Consider the following 26,123-nt stretch of genomic DNA (forward strand, 5'->3'; position numbering starts at 1 on the left):
GATACGCCCATTACTGATTTCACTGACTGAATTGATGCTTAGAATGGAACGAATTATATCATAATCATCCATTTTGATCATAATTAACATCTATCAAACAATAAATAATCAATTTTAATGGGGATTTTATAGATGTGCGTTTAATAGATTAATAGGTGGGAACTTTTTCATATTTCTCAACAGCCCAAAGAGATTCTATTATCTCCTGCCCTTTGCTATTACATGTAAACCAAAGGCTTTTTCCAGTCTATCATTTAGTATATGGGTAAGCCGAATCATATAATAAGGGAATAGTATGAATATATTAGCATTAACCGCATTTATTCTTTTAAATATAACTACTGTAGCCTTTGCAGATAATAGCTCTTATACCGGTCCCGATAATCCAGTTATTCCTGCTGATAACAATAAAATCCGATTAAACCTTGCTGAATGTATTGAAGATACCAATGAGGTGATGGGCGATAATGATACGCATGATTTGGCAAAAGAACTATGTGAGTTACGCACACAACATCAGGCCGCACGTCAACAAGTATTGAACGGATTAACTGATTTAGTCGATCAATATAAAGGCATAACAAACCATGATCACGATCAGCGATTGGCGCAGACCATTTCATTGATTCAAAACGGTGTAAAAACATGCATCGATGCTTTAGCTTCTCAGGAATATTGTCACAATATAGGTTGTGTTACTGAACCAGAACTTGATGCTATTTTTTGTGATAAGCAAGCTACAGCTATTATCAATAGAATTTTGGGGCGCTAATAGCCCTCTCACAATTATCCAGTGAGTTCCCAGTAGGTTCTTTTACCTCCTGAAATATTCAAGACTTGTTTACGGGATCAAATAGCCTACATCCGCGAGGAGTCTCGAAGAAGTAGGCAAAAAGAAATTCACATTAAGAGATTGTGCATGAGCCGCTATTGTTTGGTAAACAAATTGGTGCGCGGTTGACGGCTGGCGTTCTTGCGGGAGCAGGTTTCGGCGCCGGTTGAAAGTGTTGTGGCTGATATGCTGCACCAGTTGCTAATGGTTGAGCTTTTCTTTCTATTTTTGGTTGATTCACCTGATTGCTTGCTGCTTTAAAAACAGAAGCACGGTGTAACGGATGATACGCTGTTTTTTGAGCAGGTTGAGCTCTTTTATCTTCTGCGTGCTTCACGGCATGATTGCTTGCTGCCTTGAAAACAGAAGCACGGTGTAATGAACTATCCGCTGCTTTTTGAGCAGGTAGAGCTGTTTTATCTTCGGTATTAGTCGATGCCGGCTTCACGGAAGGAAAATTATTTACAAGGTTTCGATTGAAAATAAAAGGTTTCTGAAATATGGTCCATTCCTTATGTTCAGTAATATGTTTTAATGCATATAGATGTATTTCATCATTTATTTCTTTATAGCGGGCAAAAACCTCAGTCCTGGTATAACAAGTATATTCGTTACTTTCCTTACGTGCCTGTCCAAAAAAACGATGGAGTTCTTCTTCGCTGATAAAAATCCCATTCTCGTATTTATACTTATAACCTCTAGGATTGCTATCTGAAGAGATCGTTTTATTTCCAACTCCTTCAGGAAATGATATTTGTTTAACATACTCTGTATTTTGAAAGAACCGTTGCAGCTCTTCTTCAATAAGCGCATAACTCCTTATTATAGACCTATAACTAAATTCAGAAATATTTGGTAAGGTTAAAATCGTGTATAACTCAGGGTGTGCAAATTCTTCTTTTGTTTGGCCTATAGCTTGCTTCCAAACAACATCACTTGAAGCAAAGGCCTTCCAATCTTTACAGACTAATTCTAAAGTCGCTAAATCTCTTGGGCGGCCTAGAAATGTCATGATATATTCTAAAATCTCTGCGGGTATCTCGGGTAGTTGATCTTCAGTTTTCTCTTGCATGCTGGTCCAATTTATTGATTAGTACTAGAAGTGCTACATTGTAATTGAGCAACATTAAGACAATATTAACAAATCATAGGCTTGCCAATAACGGCTCTAAACAGAACGGTCTTCAGTCAGATTCAGCCAAAATCTAAGTTTTATCCATCCTAAGGTAAGTTCTTAGCTTCATGATTTGTCTTGCATTAACCATAGAGCAGGAAAAGTTAATAAAGCCATTACAATCAAAAAAACCGAAAAGGCAAAATTTGTAAAAACATAACTCAAAAGCAAAATAATCAGTGGTGCTGTGCCACCAAATAAAGAGTTACTTAGGTTAAAAAATAAAGTAAAACCACTTGCTCGTTCTTCTAGTGGTAATTGTTCAAGGCTCGCGGTAAATACACTCCCAATAAAAATAGAGATAATAATCGCCAAAATACTGCACCCAAAAGTAATCTGCAGTAAAGAACCGCCATTAACTATATAATTTATTCCTAGACTGAAAAATACAGTTGCGATTAAGCTTAATGCTAAAGGAAATTTTCTCCCTAAAATATCAGAGATAAATCCTGATACTATTAGACCAACGCCATAACAAATCATTGCCACCATAATTACATCCATCGCTATAGGTAATGCTAATCCGTGTTGTTGTAAATAGGATGGCATATAAACAAAAAGTGTATAAAAACTTCCATTGCAATAAATTGCCAAAAGAAAAATAGTAACAATAGCTTTTTTTCGATAATGCCAAGCACTGCGTAACGGATGATGTTGTCTGTTTGCAATTACTTTTGAAATATCTATTAATTCCCTGGTCTTACTTCGTAAGTAAACACCGACAAGGCCAACGATTATTCCCATTAAAAATGGAAAACGCCAAATATAGATAAGCTCCTGTTTGGAAAAAAATAACAAGGTTATTTTGCTTATAAGGATTGCAAGTAACAATCCACAAATAGAACCCAAAGCCACAAAACTAACGGCGAACCCTTTATGACGCATACTCACATTTTCATAGATGAAAATACTTGCCAATGTCATTTCCCCTGCCACAGAAATGCCTTGTACTAATCGGCAGAGAGTGAGCAATATTGGGGCGATGATGCCAGCGACTTTATAGGTAGGTAATAAACCGATAAAGCTTGATGAAAAAGTCATAACGAAAAGAGTTATCGTCAATGTTTTTTTCCGGCCAATACTATCACCGAGATTCCCTAACCAGTAGGCGGCCAATGGTCGAATTAAAAACCCTGCTGCAAAAATAGCAAATGTTGCAATTAAGGCGATATGCTTATCGGTAGTAGGAAAAAAAATAGTTGCTAAAATAGGGGCCATAAATCCATAAATGGCGTAGTCATACATTTCAAGCAGCGTACCCAGCGATGCTGCAGCAATAATTTTTTTATTCATCATTCAAACAATAATGTTGGTTATTTGATTGATTCTAACATTTTTCTCTGCATCACCTATGGCAAGCAATCAGGAGCTTAAGTGCTTTTATTTTTCATTCATTTTTAAAAAAGCGTACAGGTCGGATATGCTTCATCCTGGAGATCTGGTTTTTCTATTACCTTCGCTTTACTAATTTCTCCAATAGCAGGATAAGAAAAGAGAATACCTGTATTATGTTCAGGTAATAATACCGTCATAGAGCATACCGCATCCTCTACTTTACCAAAATAATTACCCACAGCTTCACTTCCCATGGCTCTATCACGAAGTTTATGCATCGCATCAGAATAGTCCTTAGTATCCCTCGGATTTGCGGAGAGATATTCTTTTGTTGGCCAAAACAAAGGATAACAATCAAAATATCCTTGCGTTAGGACAAGATTACCTTCATTACTATTAGGACTTCTATAATAATCCAAGAGAGGTTTTACCAAGGTATGAACATCTTCCGAAAGAGATGGAGATCGAAAATCAGAGATAACCACGGTGACATTCTTTCGGAGTAAATCAGTAATCGGTTCTTTAATTATCGCAGCCACTGAACTATCAAAATGCATCCTTAAATATTTTTTATCGTCAGTATTAACACTCGCGGCCTTCACATGTTGAGCTCGGTCTGTTACACGGACGATTAATTCTAATTCATCATCATCTGCCTCATGATATGTATCAGCGCATTTTGATTTCAATAAATTAACGTCATCTTGATTCGAATTCTTTGTATTCAGTTTATAAACATTAAAATCCTTAGGTGATGCATAATAAAGATCGTCATTAAACAAAATTACAGCATTTTTATTTTCTAATGCTTTGTCCATATCTCTCATAAAATTGGATTTTGTTGGATCAGCAGATACTTTAAGAAGTCCGCAAGGATAATCACCTGGATAACCTATATCAATATTTATATTTAAGTGCTTGCTTTCTGAATCAAAAACCATATTTTGGGCATAGGAATCACTTGGCTTAGGCCCGGCACCAATGGTAATAATAACTTGTTTAACATCTGATCCAGCATTATTTAAATATCCCACTAGTTGAGCTTTGAGCTCTATATTTACTTTCTCTTCCCTAGTAAACTTGTACATATCGACACCTATGAATTAATTAAAACTATTAGAGGATGATTATCTCCCTCTTAATTGATGGATAATTATACGCTATGCGTATTTATTTTTCAATTTCATCACTTAAACATCAATTGCCTTTCATGGGTCGAGCCACAAACCAAAATTCCCTTTTGTATTTTTTGCCCTAAAAACTAAATGAAATAGCACTACTACCCGCTCAGTCAAATCAGAACCATGGAGGATGATTAACCAAAGTCATCTGTTCATTAAGTTGCGATCCGAGATCGGAAAAGTCCTTTGTTCTTATTTTACATAACGCCATTAGGGCATCCAAATCATACTGAGCACCGAACCAATACACGCCGCTACACATGGAGAGCGGCCCGTTACGACCTTTATATATTGCAAATTCTGAACCCATCTTAGAATCATCATCGAACCAACTTTCATACTTTTTAGTTTTCACATTTAAAAATTTTCTTGACGATTTGGGCTGCGCGGTAAATTTTGGCTCAGGATCAAAAGGCTCATTCGAGCAGTACTCATCAACAACATGCATAGGCAACAGCCTTTGTGCACCGCCGACACCTTCACGCCATTGCTTCTCAACGAATTCTTCCCACTCATCAGGTTCAGTTGTGTTTGTCAAATTAATTTGCTTTCGCAACTCTTTAATAATGGTATTCTCAAAATCAAAGTGCTTTTCAACAATTGTTTTTCCATTAAGCCTATAAGTTACCTTTTTGGTATTTGTATTAAATTCGTTGTATTGGATACGCAATTGTTCTAATACCTGTTGGGAAGCTCCCCCATTTATAGGTAAACAATCGAGCATCAGCGCCCACATATGTTTATCAAGCGCCCAAAGCGCATATTCAAAGCCACTAATATTCTCAAAAGTACGCCCCGAACAATCCGTTACATTGCCCCTTTGTAACAGAATCCATGGATCATTTAATAACATCTCTTGAATTACATCATGGTTTCCACGCACCAGATAATATAAGAATTTACGAACATCCAGGATGGGTTGAAAGAAACTCTTGCTCGATTTGGCGGTACGGATAAGCATCCCTAATTCAGAGTTTGATAAGTTTTGTGCTATTACGCTTTTTGGTACATCAGGTAATTGGTTCAATGAGTTAACCAATTCAATTTGGTCCAGCATACTTTTCGGCATTCTGGCATTCCCATTATCTAAGATGGGCGCATAGCTAAGGTTGCTTTTGACAAAAGCTCGGCTTCTTTAGCCGAGCAATATTTTGCATTGTGCTCGAATAGGGCGAACCAAGTTGACGGATTAATCACCGAATACGAATCACCATTAATTTCAAATCGATCGGTAAACCTTTTTACAGCGTCTTCTAACCCTAGTACCATTGGCACAGCAAGCGCCTTCCAATTCCAATAAATTTCTATAAATTCAGCATTCTCAGAATTATCACATTCTTCAAGCGTTATCTTCCCGGAATTCATTTTAAAAAATCGAGTCATGTTAGAGGGATTCTTAGAAGGAAATTTGCCGCAATTTAACATATAGTTTTTTATAATTCTATGCAGCTTCGCAGATAGGCTAACTACTTGCAGTCTTATGCTTATGAGAATAGAGTAGTTTTAGGTTATCAATAAGGATATAACCAATGAAATGATGAGTCTAGGTAATATGACCATTGCCTATCTTCTTTGGGGCGTTTTATTTAGCGTTATTGGTCTTATCTATGGGAAAAGACAAAAAAACGTTCCTTTATTGAGCATTGGTGTTGTATTAATGCTCTATCCAATGTTTATCTCGAATACCTATATATTGGTACTTGTAGGTGCAATACTCGTCATAATTCCTTATTTTTTATAATGTTGGAATATTTTCAAGTTGAAGTTGCTTGTTCTTCTACTTTTTTAGGTTGGAACTAGGCGAATCCACAGTTTCAATGATTATAGGGCTCCCGGAAATTACTTCCCCGATCGATTTATCGCCTAAAACAATACTAAAAAAGCTAATTCCTATCGCTGTAACTTTTCTCCACGTTTGTTCAATAGTTGAAGGAGGAGAGATTCTATCTAATTGTTCTACTTCCCCTTTACCTGGCTGCAACTCACGAAGAGAATTAACATAAGTAGCAATTACTTCCGCTACCGCAGGAGTTAATTCGGTTTGCTCAAACAAATAACCAAGAAAACGTTTTGCCAAACTTAAGCGCGTAGTATAAAGTTTATCCTCTTTTATTTTGATACGCTCTAAATGTAAAATATACTCTTCAAGAAGATACCGTGGCTGTGTAATAGCGTGAATTTTTTCAAATGCATCGGCTAACTCGTTTTTATCAGTATCTTCTACCCACTGATAAAAACGTGTTTGCATTTCTTCTAATCGCTCCTTATAAGTAAAGGGATTCAACTTCATAAGCGTTTTTTCAATAAACTGATTTATTTCATCCCGGGCATTTTCTTTTTTTGAGAGTTCATTTATATCTCCTTCAAGTTTCTGAAAAACCATACACACAAATAAAGCAATGGTAATTGATTTAAGGGAGTAATCTAATTTTCCTTGTAAAGGCTTAGACTCCACATCATATACTGCTTGTACAACAGCTAACTTTTGAGCGTCCTCTTCTAAATAACCATTACTTAACCATTCAAAAATCAAAAAATTGACGGTGTCATCAGCATTTAATAGTTTATATTTTTGAGTAATAAAATCGGTCCACCCTAAAAATAGTAAATATTTTCCTTCGCGCAAGGCTTTAATGTATTCGGAACTGGATGAGAGCATGACGATCCTTGACTGCTTTTTTAGAATATTATCCTATACTTAAAAAACATAAACATGCAAATGGTGCACACTATGAAAAGGAAATGGTATGTAGCTATTGCTGTATCTCTCTTACCCTTAAGTTTAGCATTCGCAAATTGTGATTTAACCCAATTTCGTTGGGAATGTGACATACCCGTGAAGGTGAAACCTCGACCAGGGGCTACCTCACTCGTATATTGTGGTAATTCCTATGGTTATCTCACCAAACAGGAATATGATATTCTGGCTCGCTACCAACGTGCTAATGTTAATATGGTTTTGGATATTAATGGCGAATATATAGACAGCCCTTGTATCGGAGCACAGAGATAGTACAATAGCTCAGATTAATTCCTTGATACTTTGGGAATGAGCATACCCTGGGTGAGGCGCAGCAATACTCGGGTTTTTCTGATAACTTTCCCGGGTTATGCTGCGCTCCACCCTGGCTACATTATGTTAATGAGATGATCATTGAACTCGATGGTATTCCCATAGAAATATCAAGAAAAAAAATTAAGAATATGAACTTACGTATTTACCCTCCTGATGGCTTAGTTAAGGTAAGTGCTCCTCTTCGATTCAGCGAACAACTTATAAGACAAAGTCTCGAGTCTAAAAGGGAATGGATTCATGAACAAAGAGAGCGAATTCGTAATCGTGCTGTTGTCGAAGAGAGCACCTTTGAAACAGGCTCAACAATAACATTCAGAGGGAACAAATATTTATTAATCATCGAAGAACATCATGGACCTGCGCAAATTAAAATCAATAATGAACTGATGTACTGTTATACCCCACCCAACAGCACCCCCATTCAAATACAAACCATCATTGAGCGCTGGTATAAACAACAAATGCAAATGTTATTGCCTGAGCTCATTCAGCACTGGGAGGCTATTGTGGGCGTTAAAGTAGCAGAATGGGGAATCAAAAAAATGAAAACGCGTTGGGGCTCATGTAACACCAGAGCGGCGCGTATTTGGTTAAATCTTAATCTTATTAAAAAACCTTCGATTTGTCTGGAATATGTCCTTGTTCATGAGTTAGTTCATCTGTTAGAACCAAGTCATAATAAACGATTTTATGGGTTAATGAGTAAATTTATGCCACAATGGCGCGAATATGAATATCACCTTGAGGGGCGTGTACTTTGATTGATTCCGAACCACTGATCAATGACCTTTGTAGGCAAGGATTTTGTATTATCGATGGTTTTCTTGAGCAAGCGCAGTGCCAATCATTGCGCGAAACAGCACAAGAGTTGTATGAGCAAGGATTATTTCGCGGCGCTAAAATTGGTCTGAAACTTGAATTACATAAAAATGATTCTATTCGTACTGATGAAATTTTGTGGCTTGAAGGAAATGAACAAGATCCAGCAATCCAAATCTTTTTAGAACGAATAAAACAGTTGGCTCAAATATTGAATCAGTCACTTTTTTTAGGCATACATGAATTTGAAACCCACTTTGCTGCCTATCAACCTGGTACTTATTATAAAAAACATGTGGATCAGTTCGCTGCGCAAAAAACACGAAAAATTTCATGTGTGTATTATTTAAATAAGCATTGGAACGCTGATTTTGGAGGCGAATTAAAACTGTACAATATAGGGGATCAATTACTTGAGAGTGTGTTGCCCTTAGAAAATCGCTTCATCTGTTTTAATAGTGAATTGCCTCATGAAGTATGTGTTACCCATCAACCTCGTTACAGCATTACTGGTTGGATGAAAACACCTGCTCACTTTGTATTAAACCAAGGTGCATTCTCCAATTTACTAAAAACAAGATGAAACAAGCGATTAAATAGATAATTCAGAATCTAACCTTGTTCGTGAAACAATATGATTATTGTGTATAATAATCTTTTCATTTTCATTTGATCTTCTATGCATGCCTTAGACATTAAACAATTATTCAAAACCTATGCTAATGGTGTACAAGCAGTAAAAGGCATTGATTTAACCATAAATACCGGTGATTTTTTTGCTTTATTGGGTGCCAACGGTGCAGGGAAGTCAACAACCATTGGTCTAATCACTTCATTACTCAATAAAACCTCAGGTAGTATCAGCATTCATGGTTATGATTTGGAAAAAGAACCTGAGAAAGCCAAATCCTGTTTGGGTCTTGTGCCTCAAGAAATCAATCTTAATATTTTTGAAAATTGCGAACAAATCCTTCTAAATCAAGCAGGATACTATGGAATTTCACGAAAGAACGCACAGCCCCGAGTTGAAACCCTTTTGCAACAGTTGGGACTTTGGGAAAAAAGAAACTCCATCGCACGACACTTATCGGGCGGAATGAAACGTCGACTCATGATTGCCAGAGCTTTAGTGCATCAACCCAAAGTACTCATTCTCGATGAGCCTACAGCAGGAGTGGACATAGAAATTAGACACAGCATGTGGGAGTTTCTCACTCGAACCAATGCGGAAGGCACAACGATTATTCTCACCACCCACTATCTAGAAGAAGCAGAGCAATTATGTAAAAACATTGCCATCATAGATAAAGGGGAAATAATAAAAAATACATCGATGAAGGCTTTACTGCAAACACTGCGCCATCAAACTTTTATTTTCAATACAGAAAGCCGTATCGATACCTTACCCGATTTATTTCCCTTTCAGCCCACCCTGGTTGATAGTACTACCATAGAACTTCGGGTAGACAATAATTTGAATTTAAATGATGCATTTGCTCTGTTCACCAAACACGGAATAAAAATTCATAGTATGCGAAATAAAACCAATCGCTTGGAAGAACTCTTTTTGGATCTTATAAAAAATGGCCATTAAACAACAAGTTGTTGCATTATATACTTTGGTAAGACGCGAGTTGGTTCGTATGTTTCGCATAGCAAGCCAAGTATTTTTACCACCTGTTATTACGACCACGCTTTACTTCCTCATTTTTGGTAGTTTAATCGGTCCGCGTATTGGCTCTATTCAAGGAGTCAGCTATCCGATGTTCATTGCTCCTGGATTAATTATGATGTCCGTTATTGTTAACTCCTACGGTAATGTATCTTCTTCACTTTACAGTGTTCGCTTTCAAAAAAGTATCGAAGAAATGCTTGTAAGTCCGATGCGTAACAGTCTCTTGCTACTCGGCTATGTCTTGGGTGGCATATGTAGAGGATTTATTGTCGCGGTCTTGGTATACATCATTGCCAGTTTTTTCTTAGCCATTGAATTAAGTCACTTACCAATGACGTTACTTGTTGTATTGCTGGTATCTGCTGTATTTTCATTAGCTGGCTTCACCAATGCCATGGTGGCGAGAAATTTTGATGATATTATGATTGTTCCAACGTTTATACTCACGCCGCTCACCTACTTAGGTGGTGTATTTTACAGTATTAACATGCTGCCAGAGTTTTGGCAGAAGGTTTCTTTGCTCAATCCAATTTTGTATATGGTTAATGCCCTCCGACAAGCCATGATTGGCCAAAGCGAAGTCAATATTTCTTTAGCCATGGGAATTATTTGTCTTATGTTAGTGTTGCTGACATTTCTCAATATGTTTTTATTAAAAAAAGGCGTGGGATTTCGTGAGTAATCATCAGGAAAATGAATAAGTTTGGACGGAGCGAAGCAGAGTCTGGGTTTTCTTTAAGTTGATGCCATTCGTTTATTTACGCGTAAATCCCAAAGCCTGTAAACGTTGTTCAACTGAAGGATGGGTTGCAAACGCGCTACTTAACGATTTCACAGGATCAATATCGGATGGATCGAACAGATAGGATGCCTGCCTCACCTGTTCATGAGGAGTATTACCGTATTCCGCTGAGTACTGTTCGGCGTGTTGTTGATGATCCTCATTAATTTTAAGCAATGCCCGAGCTAAAGGTTCATTATCGCGCATTAATTCCACACAACCAGCATCCGCCATATATTCACGGGTTCGACTCAAAAATAAGGTTAATAAAATGGTCAGTAAAGGTAACACATAACGAAGAATTATAATCACCATTAACAAACGGTTGTCTTCTCGTTTACCATCACGCTTAAAGACTGCGGAATAAAATAGAATATCCACTGCGATCAAAAGGATATTACTTAAAATCGCCACGGTTAACGTTAATTTAATATCATAGTGACGAATGTGACTTAGTTCATGAGCCATTACTGCTTGCAGTTCTGCCCTGTCCAGTTTTTCCATTAAACCCCGAGTAATTGCAACCATTGCTGATTTTTCACTATAACCACTCGCAAACGCATTCATATAATCTGCTTCGATAATAAAAACTCTAGGCATGTACTGTAAACCGGCGGCAACTTTCATTTCTTCAACGACATTATACAATTGTTGTTCCCGCAAATTTTGAGCTGTTTGCGGGGTGATTTCATGATAGTCCGTACCTAATAACATAATGCGATCATAAAATGCATACGTTATTAATAACGACACTGTAGCAATACCCACCATAACAAGAGTGGCATAGGGAACCACGCGTAGATGAACCAACGCAGTAAAACATTGCTGCAAAGTCAACTGAGGATAGGTCGATTGCAAAACGAATAAATCAGCAATTAAACCCACAACAAAAAAAATTGCAACAAAAAAAGCGATTACTCCATAGGTCTTACGCTGATTCAACCGTATTTGTTCGCGCCAATTCCCTACGCCACCATGATAGTCTTCAAGTCCCATGTTCTAAACTCAAAATTTTACGGTATAGTCTTCTTTAGCTTGAATCTGTTCTTCAGGAAGCCCCCAGTAAACAAAATCCTTATCTAATGCAGAGGCAAAAAAAGACACCACCATCGATTCAAAGAACGATTTCTTTTTAGCATTATAACGTTCTATACCATCGTTATAAGCCTGCTTGGAATATGCCAACTTATTTTCAGTGTTAACAATTTCTTCCTGCAATTGCATGACATTTTGACTTGCTTTCAAATCGGGATAATTTTCAAATACTACATTCAGCCCTGAAGCAATTTGAGAAATTTGGTTCTCCGCAGCCATACGACCTTCTTCATCTCCCGCAGCTTTAGCAGCTTGCGCTTGATTACGTAAGGCAACTACATCTTTTAAAGTAGTTTTCTCGTAATCCATATATTTCTTAACCGCCTCAATGAGCGATTCAAAAACTTTAAATCGACGGTCCAACTGGATATCTATTTGCTTTTTGTCGTTATTAATCGCCTCAATTAAGCGAATTAAAGTGTTATAAACACTAATAGCCCATAAGAATAAAAGTACTACAATAATAATAAGGGCAATAAAAAAAGTACTCATTTTTCATCCTATGTAAAATTTTCTACAATTTAGTTATAGATCGAAAATTACAAAAAAAATAGTGGAATGACTGAGGATTTTTTTCTAAACCAGAACATACGGGTAAAAGTTAATGAATAAAAGTCAAATTGGATGGTGTGTTCACTTTTTAGCATATTATCTGTGTTGGATAGCCTGTTTCTATTTTGCAGCACAAAATGATGTATTGCTTGGAACAACAATTGGCCTCGTCATCATTGCCGTGCAAATTGCCTGGCAATCAATGAATCGATTGCCTTATTTAAATGCTCTTTATTTTGCACTTCTTATTGGGGTTATTGGCTCACTCACTGATACTATTTGGCTGCATCAAAATTATATTTATTTTAAAGCAAATCCCTTCAGCTCTTATTTTACTGCTCCATGGATGATTTGTATTTGGTTAAGTTTCGGATTGAATCTTATTATTCTTAATGAAAAATTGACTCGTTATTATCTCATTTGGTTCCTACTCATCCTTTTTATGATGCCTTTTGCGTATAAAATTGGTGAAGCTTGTAACATAGTAGTGATCGAAAAAAGTTATCCCTTTTATTTTTTCGTAGGAATTACTTGGGCATTCCTTTTGCCAGCGAGTTTTTATCTATATCATTATTTAAATAAACCCAATATGTTGAACCCATAATTTCAACTAGAAAAAAATTATCGCACCTTCAAAATAGGCTTCAAAAATTGTCCTGTATAAGAACGCTCACAAACTGCGACTTGCTCCGGTGTTCCGGTTGCCACAATACGGCCACCTTTGCTTCCTCCTTCAGGTCCCAGATCAATAATCCAATCTGCAGTCTTAATGACGTCCAGATTATGTTCAATAATCACCACCGTATTCCCTTGCTCCCGTAAACGAAATAATACAGCTAATAACTGTTTGGTGTCGTGAAAATGCAATCCTGTAGTGGGTTCATCAAGAATATAGAGAGTGCTTCCTGTATCTCGTTTTGACAATTCTCGAGATAATTTAATGCGCTGAGCTTCTCCTCCAGAAAGAGTCGTCGCACTTTGCCCCAATTTAATGTAAGACAAACCAACATCCATCAAAGTCTGACATTTTCTTGCCAAAACAGGAATCGCTGCAAAAAACTGGCTTGCGTCTTCAACAGTCATTTCTAAAACTTCATGAATATTTTTGCCTTTATACTGAATATCCAGGGTTTCTCGATTATAACGTTTTCCTTTGCATACATCGCATGAAACATAAATATCAGGTAAAAAGTGCATTTCAACTTTAATCAAACCATCCCCCTGACACGCTTCACAACGCCCACCACGCACGTTAAAACTAAATCGTCCTGGTTGATAACCTCTTGCTCGAGACTCCGGAGTTGCTGCAAATAATTCGCGGATATGAGTAAAAATGCCTGTATATGTGGCTGGATTAGAGCGAGGTGTCCTGCCAATCGGACTCTGATCAATATCAATTACTTTATCGCATAGATTCAAACCCACAATTTCTTTGGCTGAGCCTGGAGTAAATAAACTTGCCCTATTTAATAGGTTAGCCGCACTCGGATATAAAGTATCGTTTATCAAACTCGATTTCCCCGAGCCTGAAACTCCGGTGATACAAGTAAGTAAACCCAAGGGAATACTGACATCGACATCCACTAAATTATTGCAAACCACTCCTTTTAGATGAATCATTTTTTCGGAGTTAACGGGTAAGCGGGTAGTGGGAATTGCAATGGATTGCTTTCCAGATAAATACTGCCCCGTTAACGACGCGGGTGATTGCATGATTTCTTGCGGTGTCCCGCTTGCTACAATTTCACCACCATGTACCCCAGCCCCAGGACCTATATCCAGGACAAAATCAGCACTGCGAATTGCATCCTCATCATGTTCCACCACAATAACTGTGTTACCCAGATTTCGTAAGTGCATCAATGTTTGTAATAACCGATCATTATCTCTTTGGTGCAATCCAATGGAAGGCTCATCCAAAATATACATAACCCCAACCAACCCGGAACCAATCTGGCTGGCTAAACGAATACGCTGCGCCTCTCCCCCAGATAAAGTTTCAGCACTGCGGGCTAATGAAAGGTAATCCAAACCAACATTGACCAGGAATCCTAATCGCTCAACAATTTCTTTATTAATTTTGGCCGCAATTTCACCTTTATATCCCGTCATCCGCAGATTTTTAAAAAACAGATACGCTTTTTCGATCGAATAGGCGGTAATTTCGGGCAAATTTTTATCATCAATAAATACATGCCGTGCTTCTTCTCGTAATCGTGCACCATGACAAATTTGGCACGGGCGAGAGGACAAATACTTCGCGAGCTCCTCACGAATCATTCCTGAATCAGATTCACGATAACGCCGTTGCATATTAGGAATAATTCCTTCAAAAGAATGTCGCTTTACCGTATATCCACCATTAGGGCGATGATAATGAAAGTCTATCACCTCACGTCCACTACCGTACAAAACAATCTGACGAATCTCTTCTGACAAATCACAAAATGCGGTATGGACATCAAAATCATAATGCCCAGCAAGCGACTCAAGCATCGAAAAATAATAAGTAGTTTTTTTATCCCAACCTCGAATAGCACCTTCAGCCAAGCTGGCGGTTTGATCGTGCACAACCCGATCTGGATCAAAAAACTGATCAACACCCAATCCATCGCACGCAGGACAAGCACCAACTGGATTATTAAATGAAAAAAGTCTGGGCTCTAACTCACTGAGACTGTATCCGCATTCGGGACATGCAAATTTGGAAGAAAAAACAAGATCATCAAATTGATTATCCATTGAAGCCACTATGGCGAGGCCTTCGGCTAAATTTAACGCATTTTCAAAGGACTCACTTAAACGCTGAGCAATGTCGGGTCTCACCTTAAAACGATCTACTACGACTTCAATCGTATGTTTCGTGCGCAAACCCAGCTTAGGCGGGGAATCCAATTCACACAACTCCCCATCAATACGAGCGCGTACATAGCCTTGGGCTTGCAACTGTTGTAAAAGCTGGACCTGCTCTCCTTTGCGCTCACGCACTACCGGAGCCAAAATCATTACTTTACTGTCGGTAGGTAAAGCCAAAACATGATCTACCATTTGACTGATGGTTTGCGCATGCAAGCTAACATGATGTGTAGGACAACGTGGCTCCCCCACCCGAGCATAGAGTAATCGCAAATAATCATATATTTCGGTAATAGTTCCTACTGTAGAACGAGGATTATGAGATGTTGCTTTTTGCTCAATAGAAATAGCCGGTGATAAGCCCTCTATCGAATCAACATCAGGTTTCTCCATCATTGCCAAAAATTGACGTGCATAAGCAGATAAAGACTCAACATAGCGACGTTGACCCTCTGCATATAATGTATCAAAGGCTAAAGAGGATTTGCCAGAACCAGATAAACCCGTAATTACAATTAATTTATCACGCGGTAAATCCAAGTCTAGATTTTTTAGATTGTGGGTTCTTGCACCACGTATGGTGATAGTATGCATAAAACTCGATAATTTGGTTTAAATACTAGGTTTGCGTTTTATATTTTGCGGTTACAAAGTATACAATTATACGTCAAAAAAAAGACGCGTGCAGCATAAGAAAACGCAATTTTTCAGTACACATTTTTAATTTACAGATTATACTACAATAAAAGATTTAAGTTCTTCATTTTAAAACATTAAAAGGATTTTAAAGATGAAAGCTCTTTTGCCAAGGATCCTCTTATGGCTCGTACTTTTCATATCACCATTGACTCTTTATGCTCAAAATGATGAGCAAATCAGCCGGTGGGTAAAACAAATTCTATTGAATACTTTGTCCGTAGATTACACCTATAAAGCAAGTGATGATTCAGAATTACGTAAAAATTATACTGAAAATGCCTGGGACGCTCTAACCAATTTCTTAGGCAATTACCTCGATGTCATCCGAGTAAACCAACTTACACTCCATCCTACCTTTATTACCGAGCCTTACGTCGTTGAACAAGGTAAAGCTCTTGGAGTCTATTATTGGCGCGTTAATGAAGTTGTTTCAATTCCTGAATTAAATCTTACAATTGCATTTTCGCTTATAGTTATCGAAGCCAATCCACAAGCCGATGGAGGTGGGCGTTTACTCATACAGAGTATGGATATGATTAAAAAGGAAAATTCATGAATGTCTTAACTCGTTTTAAATTGTTTCTCTGGAAATTTAGCCATTTTAAAGTTCGCATGATCGGCTATTTAAAACCCCGGTTACTTCAACTTACCGACAATGAAATTATTATTTGCCTGCCTTTGAATCAACGTAGTCGTAATCATTTAAATTCCATGTATTTTGGTGCGCTGTGCGTCGGGGCTGACTTAGCTGGAGGCTTACATGGTTTTTATCATGCGGCGCAGAAACAGCTTAAGGTTTCCCTTGTTTTTAAATCATTTCAAGCACAATTTTTGCATCGCCCAGAATCTGATGTTTATTTTGTTTGTCGTGACGGAGCAAAAGTCGAAGCAATGTTAGAAGAATCGAAGCAAACTGGAGAACGCATAACGCAGCCCATCCAGATTAAAGCCTATACCGATTATCCTGACCTTAAAGAATCAGTTGCAGAGTTTGTTTTAGAGTTGTCGTTAAAAATACGTTCTTAATCAATCTACTTTTTTAATTAGGAAGGACTAAAGTAATCATTGATTTATCTCCCAGAACAGACGAAAATATTGCCAAACTGTGGTATTATTAGTTCCGACTTATATTGACAGTAAACGATTTATGAATTCATTAGGCTATCTGTAATGATATTTGAAGAATATGTAAAATTATTAGAGTCATTCAAGCAAAACCAGATATCTAAGATACTGGAGCAAATTGACACTAAAATTTTTGAAATTCTCTATAGCAAGAACGTTAGTCCTCGAATAATTCCTTATTTCCCCCGCTACGAACTTTGTTTCATGTCCGATGAAACAGAATTACAACCCGGAAAGTTATATATAAGAGAACACGAAGGTAAAATAGCCTATTCAGTACTCACTCCAGACAACAAAACCATCAAGGATGTTGTTTTGGAAGAACTGGCTGCACCTTCACCTTTTAAATATACCATCGCATCTATGACTGGGGTAGTTAAACCTCAAGCAGGCATTTTTTATGCCCGCATGGTCGCAACAGGTCTTGAATATACGGTTATAGACCCTTCTGGCAAATTGGTAATCGCTGTAATTAAGAAAGAAGAATTAAAAATTAATTTAGGCTCAAATTTTACACCTAAAGATCTAGAGCCTTTTATGCCTGAAATTCTTAATATTACATCGAAAAGAAATCATACTCTTCCCTATACACTGGACACCTTTAGAGCGCGGGTACTGTCAGCGACCTCGAGGAAAGGTCATACGAAGTGGGTTCCTTTTACTAATTACTCTCTCGATCCTGATAATATTTCCCAAATTAAGAAACTAATCAATGCCCTTTACTACGCTCGTCTGACTTTTTTAGATTTGGAAAACATCGATGTCAGAAACGTAAAACGAAGTTTTTCGGATCTGACATTACTCTACGGTAAAACAATAGATTTAGCTTATGAAGCAAGTTACTTACTCACTCATTTAGATGTTGACCTAAGAGATATGTTTCAAGAGGAACTCTCTCTTATTCTGCCCTTATTCAATCAAATACAAGTTTTTGCAGAGAAATATGCTAAAGAGAATAAATCATTTGTACAAGCACTAACCCCCTTACCTTTAGCTTACAAAGCGGGGACCGTAGCAGGAATTGCCGTAGATCAAATGCGTCCAGTTGATGGTGATGTAGATTATAACTTCCTTGCTCAATTCAGTGCCGTTTTGCCAAGTTATATTGATACATTAACCAACTACATAAAACAATTTTCCTCTGAAATTAAAGAATCAGAAGAAAAACTTAATAAAGAAAAACTGGACGAATTACAAAATGCAGCGCTTAACTTATTAAATGAGATCGAAAATTTAAAGGGAAACAGTATTTTTGTTTCACTTAAGTTTTTAAATTACATTCATATAATCCGCAATGTAATCACTTTATCCATGAGCTCATTAGAACAAATAGGCGAGCTCAGTGAATCATCTCAAGACTTGCTCCGTGATAAATTAGCCCAACTTAAATACAACGTATTACCAGGTCTATTTAGTTTGGTTGATAAAATTGAAGACAATGCCATGCTTAAGCCTGGAACTTTGTCTGTTCCTTTAATGGAAAAAGTCAAAGTTTTGTATGAGCAACTTCTTTATCTACCTAAAAAAGCAATTGACTTTAAAGCTAAAGGAGAAGAATTACTCGAGATAGAAGATCACCGATTTATCGAATTAAGATTAGAAATGGTCTATAAAAGGATCGATAAGGCCAATAAAGCATTATATAAAATCCAAAAAGCGCAGGACGCGTGCAAGAGTTTTTTTGAAATATTAAATAGCCCTGATTATAGAGATCTTCGTTTATATCAACTCCCTCCAGAGGTAAAGCAAGAGCTTATAAAACACTATAAGCTTCTTAAGCCTTATATGAATCAACTGGATATTGATTTAAATGAACTCATCATCTCGAAATTGACTGGACCGGAAAGAGAGGAATGGTCCTCTTATCTTATAGGAAAACCTTTACGTTTTATAAGAAGAAAACTTCCCGCAGACCATTTAAGCTTTGTTTTGGCAAAAAGAGACGCGTTAACAGATTTAATTACCAAAGATGAAAACAGCCAGCTCTTTCATATTAATTTAAATAAGGATTTAGTTGATTCGGTACATAAAAAAGCAAATTTAGCTTTATTCCCATTTAGGGAAAAGAGAAATGTATATTCTCTTGATGAATCAATGCCCTTACAAGTCGAACAAGAAAAAGATAAAAAATCCAGGCTCTCAAAAGCAGAGTATCAACAAGTCCAAGATGCTTATTTGCGTTTTGCACAGATAATAAAAAAACAAATAAAAGCAAAACCTGAATGCTATGAAAAAGATCTGGATTTAAACTTATTGGATGATAGAGTAAAAGCAGAATGCCAGCAGTTATTTCTGACATTCCAACCTTACTTAACATCAATCATCTTACCTGAATTTAATGACGCAGAAAAAAAGAAGGTATTTCAACCTTATTTAAGTTCAATCATCGCTTCTGAACTTAAAAAATCGGCAAAAAATCTTGAACGCTATTTATCGGCTGTATTTGCAAACAAGCCAGTGAAAGATATTCCATCTACAGAACTCTTTCTAAAACTGGATCAAAATATTCAAACCTTCTTCGATCATATTAATTTCGAATGGTTCAATAAAGATGAGTTTCAAAAAATCCTAGCGGCATACTCCCGTTTTGCTCAGATCATAAAGAAGCAGATCGAGGAAAAACCGCAGCTCTACGGTAATAGCTTATTATTAACGAGTATGGATGAGCGTGCTAAAGAGGAATGTCGTGACTTATATCCAATCTTCCAGCCGTTCTTCAAGTTTGCCATCCCACCACATCTTCGAGAATCCGCTAAAAGTTTTGAGAAGTATTTGGCTGCTTTACTTGCAAATAAGCCAGTTGAAATTTTAGAAACTCCTCCCCCATCTTTATTTCTAGAATTAGATAAGCACGTTCAAGAGGTTTTTGCTAAATGGCGAGATAAAAATACATCGTATTATGATTTTGCAAAAGTTAGATTTCTTGATGAAAGGGAATCAACAGCTCTGAGGTGCAAACGCGAGGAAGACAAGAAACTGCATTTTAAAAATGTAGATGGCGATAATTTGCTGCAAAACCCCGAGCAACTAAGTGCGGACCAGGCGCTTGAGGTCTACCAATGGTATCGAAATAAACATACCAAGTTCCTGGTGGTTCAAAATGCATATATTCAATTTATCACCTTGCTCAGAAGAGAAATCCGTACGAAGCCACAGATCCAAGGAAATATGCTCCTTCTAAATCGTCTTGATCCCAAAGTAATCGATCAATGTCGTAATTTATATAACATTTTCCAACCATTCTTTATTTGTGCCGCACCTCCTGAAATGAAAAAGGATGCTCTAAAGTTTGATAAGTATTTGATTGCCATCTTATCGAATAAAAAAATCGCTATGAAGAAAGCACCTTCAGTGAGAATGTTCTTGGATTTCGATATGCACTTCCAAGAGTTTTTTGCTGGCATCACTAATAAATGGAATCAAAAGACTCAACGGTTTTATAACTTAGCACAGAAAAAATTCACTCTGGAAAATAATTCAACGGAACTCAAAGCCAATCCCAAAACGGGAAGAGAACACTATGTCATCCAACATACCAATTATTCCAAGTGCATTCATGAATTTAGACAATCCTTGTTTGGGGTAACTCAAATATTTAACAAGGCAATGCAAGCTGCATTAACACCCCATGATTCAAATAAATCATCGAACGTAATCGATATTTCACCCACCGGGATGTTGAACCAAGCCATTCAAGCTGTATTTCCACCCTCATCGCTACCATTCCCGGAAATGGAGGATAATAACCAGAGATTGGCTCAAAGCGTACAAGTTTGTGCTTTAAAAGACATATTTAATAGTTTATTTCATTTAGAAGGGATTGTTCTTGAATTAGAAAATTTAAATAATCAAAGTGCTAAAAGCCGCTATGTTTATTATTTATTACAAGCGTATGGACATCTCAATGAAATTATTAAGTCGTCTAAGCGCTTAGCGGCTGATCCACATTTAGGATTTATAGCTCGTGATTTACTTAAGAAGGCACAAGATCTTTATGCCACGTTTCAAGAACACTCTGATGCATATCAGGTGAGTCCCGAACAAGTTCCATACGGGGAGACAACAGTACAATTCAACTCCCTCTGGTATGTTCTAAATGCCTTTTATATTAGCCCTAAACATATTCGAGCTTTAAAAAATACCAATTTTCTAACCACTGATGAACTTAATGAACTACATCTGCGAGCCAGAAAAGCAACCTCATTTATAGAAGGCCTGATTAATAACTCGAACTCATATTTTAAATTGTTCTTGCAAACCCCTCGTATGATTTACCTGTACCAGGAACTTACAACCAAACTCAATGAATTTACGGTTACTTCTCACGATGGAATAATGGATAATCTTGAGAAGATTCAATCTACTGTATTTACTCCCATGCTTCTTGAAGCAGATCGCTGGGAAGATAAATTAGGACTCACTCCAGGAACATTATCAGGCCCATTAAGACGAATTATTGATGAATTCTTCAAGGGCCTATTACACCCACTGGATTTAAAATCCCAAAAACGGATCGCTCTAGTTTGTGATGAAGAACCACTGAAACGAAGGACGGAGATAACAAGAAAAAAGGTCAAAAATGTAACCAGATTTCTTAAAAAAATAGATGAAGAATATCAAGATATTGAAAATCTATATTATTGGTATCGTATCGTTATCACCCCAGTTGAAACGTTTGACCTAACTACACCAACCCGATCAGCAGAGGATTTGAAGAAAGCGAAAATTGAGTTACATGCTGCTTATAAAAAAGCTCTTCCCAAACTGACAAAACTAAAGCTAGATAAAAAAGTTGAAATTGCGCCAAGCCAATATCCTGAAGACCATAAACTTGATGAACTATGTAATTATGGACTTAAAGCCTATGACCCACATCATACAGAAATCGAGGCATTAATTGCAGCAAGCCATCATTACTATCTGGGTCTAAAAGCAACACATCAAATGCGATTAGACACTTTAAAAGAGAAATTAGGCTATCTTCAGAGTTTGGAACCAATCCAGAAAGACGAGAAACTGACTTTTATTAAACAATACACCACAGAGTCATTTGATAAACATATGGAAGCAATGTGCAATGACCATGTGGGCTTACAATATACTGATAAAGAATATAGAACCGAACTGAAGGCTTATTTACTTAAACTAAAAACTGAAATAATTGCCAAGTCAGAAACAGTTGAAGATATTGATCAGAGCATTAAAAAATTATTGCGAACTGAAATCAGCAAATTTGAGACAAAATACTATGTGGACTATTATCAACTTGATGAAGTGCTTATAGCCTTGGCTCAATTTAAAATTTATTTCAAGAACTCGAGAATTGCAATAAGAAACGAAGAATCCTTATTTGAAAGTAATGAAACTTTAAATAATAAGTCCAAGCGTATTAATAAATTAGATGAAATTGCGACTAATACAACATTGGAAGTTAAAGACCGTTTGCGACAAATAAGAGACCAAGTAGTTAAATATCCTGATTTTAAAACAGTTGTCCTAGCACATAAGCGAGTAAATACCTTTAGTTTTGAATACTTAAAAATGTGCTTTTTCTCACTACTTGAAGCATTAAATATATATACCCCTACTTCGCAGAAACTTCTTGATCAGATCAATGAAGCGGTAAAAAACCCACCTGATATGGCTGAACTAACCAAACGTTTCGGCTTATTTTCCTCTACTCAGACAGTCAAAGAGGTCGAAGCTAAAAGATATGCTGCACCGGCTATGCCAGTTAACCTTCCCTAATCTTATTCGCGACTTATTCTTTTCTAACTAAAAATTATCACCCTAAAGACTCTTCCTCATTCAAGTGTTCCGCTTCAGCTTTTTTTGTATGATCTGCTGCTAACCAAAGATACATTGAAGGAACCACAAAAAGAGTAAATAAAGTACCAATTGAAATACCCATTGCAATCACTAAACCGATGTTATAGCGACTCGCAGCACCAGCGCCAGTAGCAAAAATTAAAGGGATAACTCCTAAAACCATAGCCGCTGTAGTCATTAAAATAGGACGCAGTCGAATTGCAGCAGCCGCTTTAATCGCATCCAGCTTCTTTTGTCCATTGGCTTGCAAGTCATTGGCAAATTGTACAATCAAAATCCCATGCTTGCTGATAAGGCCAATTAAAGTAACCAAACCTACTTCGCTATAGATATTAAGGTTCGCCTCGCCAATACCTAAACTAACAAAAATCATCGCGCCGCAAATCGACATAGGCACACTAATTAAAACAATAAGTGGATCACGAAAACTTTCAAACAAGGCTGCTAATGATAAAAAGATAATAATGAGCGCGAAGAAAAAAGTGACAACTAGATTAGATCCTTCTTGAATAAATTGTCGGGATTGTGACGCATAATCTATATAATACCCCTGCGGCAAGACCTCCTTGGCAATATTTGCAAAAGTTTCCAACGCCTTACCCATGGATACTCCAGGAAATGCAACGGCCGAAATTGTTGCAGAGTTGAGCTGTTGAAAATGATTTAACGACTCAGGAACAATTTGACGTTGCAAGCTAGCAACGGTGGAAAGAGGAATTGAGTCTCCTGAAGCGGTTTTAATATAATAATTTAATATTTGCTCCGGATTTAATCGAGTGTCTCTCATTACTTGTGGAATAACTTGATAAGAACGACCTGCATAATTAAAATAATTAATATATCCCTCACTGAGCGCCGACCCAAACACATTACCAATATCTTGCATGGTCAAACCAAACTGGGATATTTTCTCGCGATCTAAATTAATCTTTGTCTGAATTTGATCGATTTTGAGATCCGGATCAATATAAGCAAAAATACCCGAGGCATACGCTTTCTCCAAGATCCGGTCTAACACATCGTTTAATTTATCAAAAGTTTCAGTTGTATTAATAACAAATTGAATAGGCAGACCACTTCCGCCCCCGGGCAACGAAGGTAACTGGAATGCAGCTACTTTAGCGCCAGCTATTTTATCAAGTTCCGCTTGAACTAACGGCTGTAATTCATTCGAGGTCCTCTGACGTTGGTCCCATGGTTTTAAAACCATACCAATAATAGAGGTATTCAACCCTTGAGCTCCATCAACTTGAAAGATGTGATCCGTTTCCGGATATTTTTTAAAAATCTCATTCACTGCATTTGCATATAGTTTGGTTTGAGCTAAAGATGCGTTTGCTGGAGCAGTAACCTGGGCAATAATAATACCTAAATCTTCTTGCGGTGCTAGCTCGGAATCTGATGAAATAAAGAGGAAGTAATTACTAAACAAAATGATCGCCGCAAAGACAATAACGACCGGCAGATGATTTAATGTTGTGGATAATATTCGCTCATAAGATTTCTCTAGTTTTGCAAACGCATTATCAACATAGGTCATAAAACGTCCTTTAGTCTCCCCATCTCCTACCTTAAGAAATTTAGAACACATCATTGGAGATAAAGTTAATGCAATTACAGCAGAAACAGTGACTGCACCTGCAAGTGAGAAAGCAAACTCAGTGAATAAAGCTCCAGTCAAACCCCCCATAAATCCCACTGGTAAATAAACTGCAATTAAAACCACTGTAATTGCAATAATTGGATTTGCTAATTCCCGGGCACCCAATAAAGCGGCTTTATATCGAGTTTTGCCCTCCTCGATATGCCGTTGTACGTTTTCTACAACAATAATCGCATCATCAACTACCAAACCTATTGCAAGCACTAAAGCCAATAAAGTGAGTAAGTTAATTGAAAAACCCAGAATAAGCATAATCCAAAAGGCACCAACGAGAGATAAGGGAATAGTAACCATTGGAATCACAACGGATCGAATCGAACCAAGAAAGATAAAAATAACAGCAGTTACAATAAAAAATGCTTCTAATAAAGAAACAATAACTTCATGAATAGAAGAATTAACAAATAAACTGGCATCATATACAATTTTTCCTTGTAATCCTTGAGGTAATTGCTCCTGAATTGTTGGAAATATTTTTTTAATATCATCAATTACTGTTAAAAGGTTAGCAGAAGGTGCCACCACAATCCCAATATAAACTGCTGTTCGCCCATCAAAACTGACTGAAGTATTATAATTTTGAGCTCCTAAATTCACTGTAGCCACATCTTCCAAACGGATAATTGCGCCGTTTTGGGCTTTAATGATCATCTTCTTGAATTGATTAACATCCGTTAGATCGGTACTTGCAGTAAGATTTTGAACGAACATTTGTCCATCGGTACGACCTACTGCCGAAATAAAATCATTATTTGCAAGAGCTGCTCCAACTTCTGCTGCTGAAATTCCATATCCAGCCAGCTTTACCGGATCCAGCCAGGCACGCAAAGCAAACGTTTGATTCCCAAGGATCTCTGCTTTTTGTACACCATTAACTGCCTGTAATTTAGGTTGCACGACACGAATCAAATAATCGGTAATTTTATTGATTGGCAATTCATCGCTGTAAAATCCTATGTACATTGAATCAATTGTTTGTCCCACCGACACAGTAATCACTGGTTGCTGTGAATTTTTAGGTAACTGATTCAGTACTGCATTCACTTTGGTAGTGATATCGGACAAAGCTTTTAAGGGATCATAATTTAGTAACAGATTTACTGTTATTGTGCTGGTACTTGGAGAGCTAACGGATGTCATATAATCAATACCATTAGCTTGTGCTATGGAATTCTCTAAGGGAGTAGTAATAAAACCGGCAATAACATCGGGATCAGCTCCAGTATAGACTGTAGTAACAGTCACTATTGCATTTTGGGTAAATGGATACTGCATGATAGGCAACGAACTAATAGAGCGTAAGCCCATTGCTAAAAGCATCAAACTAATCACTGTAGCAAGTACAGGTCTTTTAATAAAAATATCCGTAAACCGCATTCTTACAATCCTTAGATTATTCTTTATCCTCTTTGTTCATCGTAAACCTGGATG

At 37.2% G+C, this 26,123-nt stretch carries 21 protein-coding genes; 11 read left to right on the forward strand and 10 right to left on the reverse strand.

The window, feature by feature from the left end; translation table 11 throughout:
* The first annotated feature begins 295 nt into the window (after nucleotides 1-295).
* Nucleotides 296-772, forward strand: coding sequence for a hypothetical protein (locus ACWTEW_RS37075; RefSeq protein WP_454782997.1), 477 nt, complete (start codon nucleotides 296-298; stop codon nucleotides 770-772).
* Between the two features lie 133 nt (nucleotides 773-905).
* Here the strand turns inward: ACWTEW_RS37075 and ACWTEW_RS37080 are convergent, their stop codons facing one another.
* From ACWTEW_RS37080 to ACWTEW_RS37100, 5 genes are all read right to left on the reverse strand, one after another.
* Nucleotides 906-1,904 carry an F-box protein gene (locus tag ACWTEW_RS37080; protein WP_454782998.1) on the reverse strand — a complete coding sequence of 333 codons (999 nt, stop codon included), beginning with the start codon at nucleotides 1,902-1,904 and terminating at the stop codon, nucleotides 906-908.
* A 168-nt stretch (nucleotides 1,905-2,072) separates the two neighbouring features.
* Nucleotides 2,073-3,299: an MFS transporter gene (locus tag ACWTEW_RS37085; protein ID WP_454783073.1), complete on the reverse strand. Its 1,227-nt coding sequence runs from the start codon at nucleotides 3,297-3,299 to the stop codon at nucleotides 2,073-2,075.
* A 104-nt stretch (nucleotides 3,300-3,403) separates the two neighbouring features.
* Nucleotides 3,404-4,429, reverse strand: a complete 1,026-nt coding sequence (locus ACWTEW_RS37090) for a hypothetical protein (protein ID WP_454782999.1) — start codon at nucleotides 4,427-4,429, stop codon at nucleotides 3,404-3,406.
* A gap of 208 nt (nucleotides 4,430-4,637) precedes the next feature.
* On the reverse strand, nucleotides 4,638-5,591 hold the full coding sequence (locus ACWTEW_RS37095) for an F-box protein (protein WP_454783000.1): 954 nt from the start codon (nucleotides 5,589-5,591) through the stop codon (nucleotides 4,638-4,640).
* 17 nt (nucleotides 5,592-5,608) lie between these two features.
* Nucleotides 5,609-5,905: a hypothetical protein gene (locus ACWTEW_RS37100; RefSeq protein ID WP_454783001.1), complete on the reverse strand. Its 297-nt coding sequence runs from the start codon at nucleotides 5,903-5,905 to the stop codon at nucleotides 5,609-5,611.
* A gap of 151 nt (nucleotides 5,906-6,056) precedes the next feature.
* On the opposite strand from ACWTEW_RS37100, the gene ACWTEW_RS37105 reads away from it, so the two are divergent.
* Nucleotides 6,057-6,263, forward strand: a complete 207-nt coding sequence (locus tag ACWTEW_RS37105; RefSeq protein WP_454783002.1) for a hypothetical protein — start codon at nucleotides 6,057-6,059, stop codon at nucleotides 6,261-6,263.
* 36 nt (nucleotides 6,264-6,299) lie between these two features.
* Here ACWTEW_RS37105 and ACWTEW_RS37110 read toward each other — a convergent pair whose 3' ends face one another.
* On the reverse strand, nucleotides 6,300-7,181 hold the full coding sequence (locus tag ACWTEW_RS37110; RefSeq protein ID WP_454783003.1) for a helical bundle domain-containing protein: 882 nt from the start codon (nucleotides 7,179-7,181) through the stop codon (nucleotides 6,300-6,302).
* A gap of 72 nt (nucleotides 7,182-7,253) precedes the next feature.
* Between ACWTEW_RS37110 and ACWTEW_RS37115 the strand changes: the two genes are divergently transcribed.
* The 5 genes from ACWTEW_RS37115 to ACWTEW_RS37135 all read left to right on the forward strand — a co-directional run bounded on the left by ACWTEW_RS37115 (nucleotide 7,254) and on the right by ACWTEW_RS37135 (nucleotide 10,774).
* Nucleotides 7,254-7,535, forward strand: a complete 282-nt coding sequence (locus ACWTEW_RS37115; RefSeq protein WP_454783004.1) for a hypothetical protein — start codon at nucleotides 7,254-7,256, stop codon at nucleotides 7,533-7,535.
* Nucleotides 7,536-7,669: 134 nt separating this feature from the next.
* Nucleotides 7,670-8,359: a M48 family metallopeptidase gene (locus ACWTEW_RS37120; RefSeq protein WP_454783005.1), complete on the forward strand. Its 690-nt coding sequence runs from the start codon at nucleotides 7,670-7,672 to the stop codon at nucleotides 8,357-8,359.
* On the forward strand, nucleotides 8,356-9,000 hold the full coding sequence (locus tag ACWTEW_RS37125) for a 2OG-Fe(II) oxygenase (RefSeq protein ID WP_454783006.1): 645 nt from the start codon (nucleotides 8,356-8,358) through the stop codon (nucleotides 8,998-9,000). The genes ACWTEW_RS37120 and ACWTEW_RS37125 overlap by 4 nt, the downstream gene beginning before the upstream one ends.
* 96 nt (nucleotides 9,001-9,096) lie before the next feature.
* Complete coding sequence (locus ACWTEW_RS37130) at nucleotides 9,097-10,011, forward strand: ABC transporter ATP-binding protein (protein ID WP_454783007.1); 915 nt, start codon at nucleotides 9,097-9,099, stop codon at nucleotides 10,009-10,011.
* Nucleotides 10,001-10,774: an ABC transporter permease gene (locus tag ACWTEW_RS37135; RefSeq protein ID WP_454783008.1), complete on the forward strand. Its 774-nt coding sequence runs from the start codon at nucleotides 10,001-10,003 to the stop codon at nucleotides 10,772-10,774. The genes ACWTEW_RS37130 and ACWTEW_RS37135 overlap by 11 nt, the downstream gene beginning before the upstream one ends.
* Before the next feature lie 72 nt (nucleotides 10,775-10,846).
* Here the strand turns inward: ACWTEW_RS37135 and htpX are convergent, their stop codons facing one another.
* Complete coding sequence (gene htpX / locus ACWTEW_RS37140) at nucleotides 10,847-11,869, reverse strand: zinc metalloprotease HtpX (protein WP_454783009.1); 1,023 nt, start codon at nucleotides 11,867-11,869, stop codon at nucleotides 10,847-10,849.
* Nucleotides 11,870-11,878: 9 nt separating this feature from the next.
* Complete coding sequence (locus tag ACWTEW_RS37145) at nucleotides 11,879-12,460, reverse strand: LemA family protein (RefSeq protein ID WP_454783010.1); 582 nt, start codon at nucleotides 12,458-12,460, stop codon at nucleotides 11,879-11,881.
* Between the two features lie 112 nt (nucleotides 12,461-12,572).
* On the opposite strand from ACWTEW_RS37145, the gene ACWTEW_RS37150 reads away from it, so the two are divergent.
* Nucleotides 12,573-13,124, forward strand: a complete 552-nt coding sequence (locus ACWTEW_RS37150; RefSeq protein WP_454783011.1) for a DUF2878 family protein — start codon at nucleotides 12,573-12,575, stop codon at nucleotides 13,122-13,124.
* Nucleotides 13,125-13,141: 17 nt separating this feature from the next.
* Here ACWTEW_RS37150 and uvrA read toward each other — a convergent pair whose 3' ends face one another.
* The gene (gene uvrA / locus ACWTEW_RS37155; RefSeq protein WP_454783012.1) at nucleotides 13,142-15,970 is read right to left on the reverse strand and encodes an excinuclease ABC subunit UvrA; all 2,829 of its coding nucleotides are present in this window, start codon (nucleotides 15,968-15,970) and stop codon (nucleotides 13,142-13,144) included.
* Nucleotides 15,971-16,166: 196 nt separating this feature from the next.
* Here uvrA and ACWTEW_RS37160 point away from each other — a divergent pair, with 196 nt between their 5' ends.
* The 3 genes from ACWTEW_RS37160 (at nucleotide 16,167) to ACWTEW_RS37170 (ending at nucleotide 22,948) form a co-directional block, all read left to right on the forward strand.
* Nucleotides 16,167-16,631, forward strand: a complete 465-nt coding sequence (locus tag ACWTEW_RS37160; RefSeq protein ID WP_454783013.1) for a hypothetical protein — start codon at nucleotides 16,167-16,169, stop codon at nucleotides 16,629-16,631.
* Nucleotides 16,628-17,101: a hypothetical protein gene (locus tag ACWTEW_RS37165; protein ID WP_454783014.1), complete on the forward strand. Its 474-nt coding sequence runs from the start codon at nucleotides 16,628-16,630 to the stop codon at nucleotides 17,099-17,101. The genes ACWTEW_RS37160 and ACWTEW_RS37165 overlap by 4 nt, the downstream gene beginning before the upstream one ends.
* Before the next feature lie 144 nt (nucleotides 17,102-17,245).
* Complete coding sequence (locus ACWTEW_RS37170) at nucleotides 17,246-22,948, forward strand: SdhA (protein ID WP_454783015.1); 5,703 nt, start codon at nucleotides 17,246-17,248, stop codon at nucleotides 22,946-22,948.
* A gap of 37 nt (nucleotides 22,949-22,985) precedes the next feature.
* Here ACWTEW_RS37170 and ACWTEW_RS37175 read toward each other — a convergent pair whose 3' ends face one another.
* Entirely contained in the window at nucleotides 22,986-26,069 is a 3,084-nt protein-coding gene (locus ACWTEW_RS37175) for an efflux RND transporter permease subunit (RefSeq protein WP_454783016.1), read from the reverse strand.
* Nucleotides 26,070-26,123: the final 54 nt, after the last annotated feature.

The organism is Legionella stuttgartensis, from assembly GCF_977063405.2.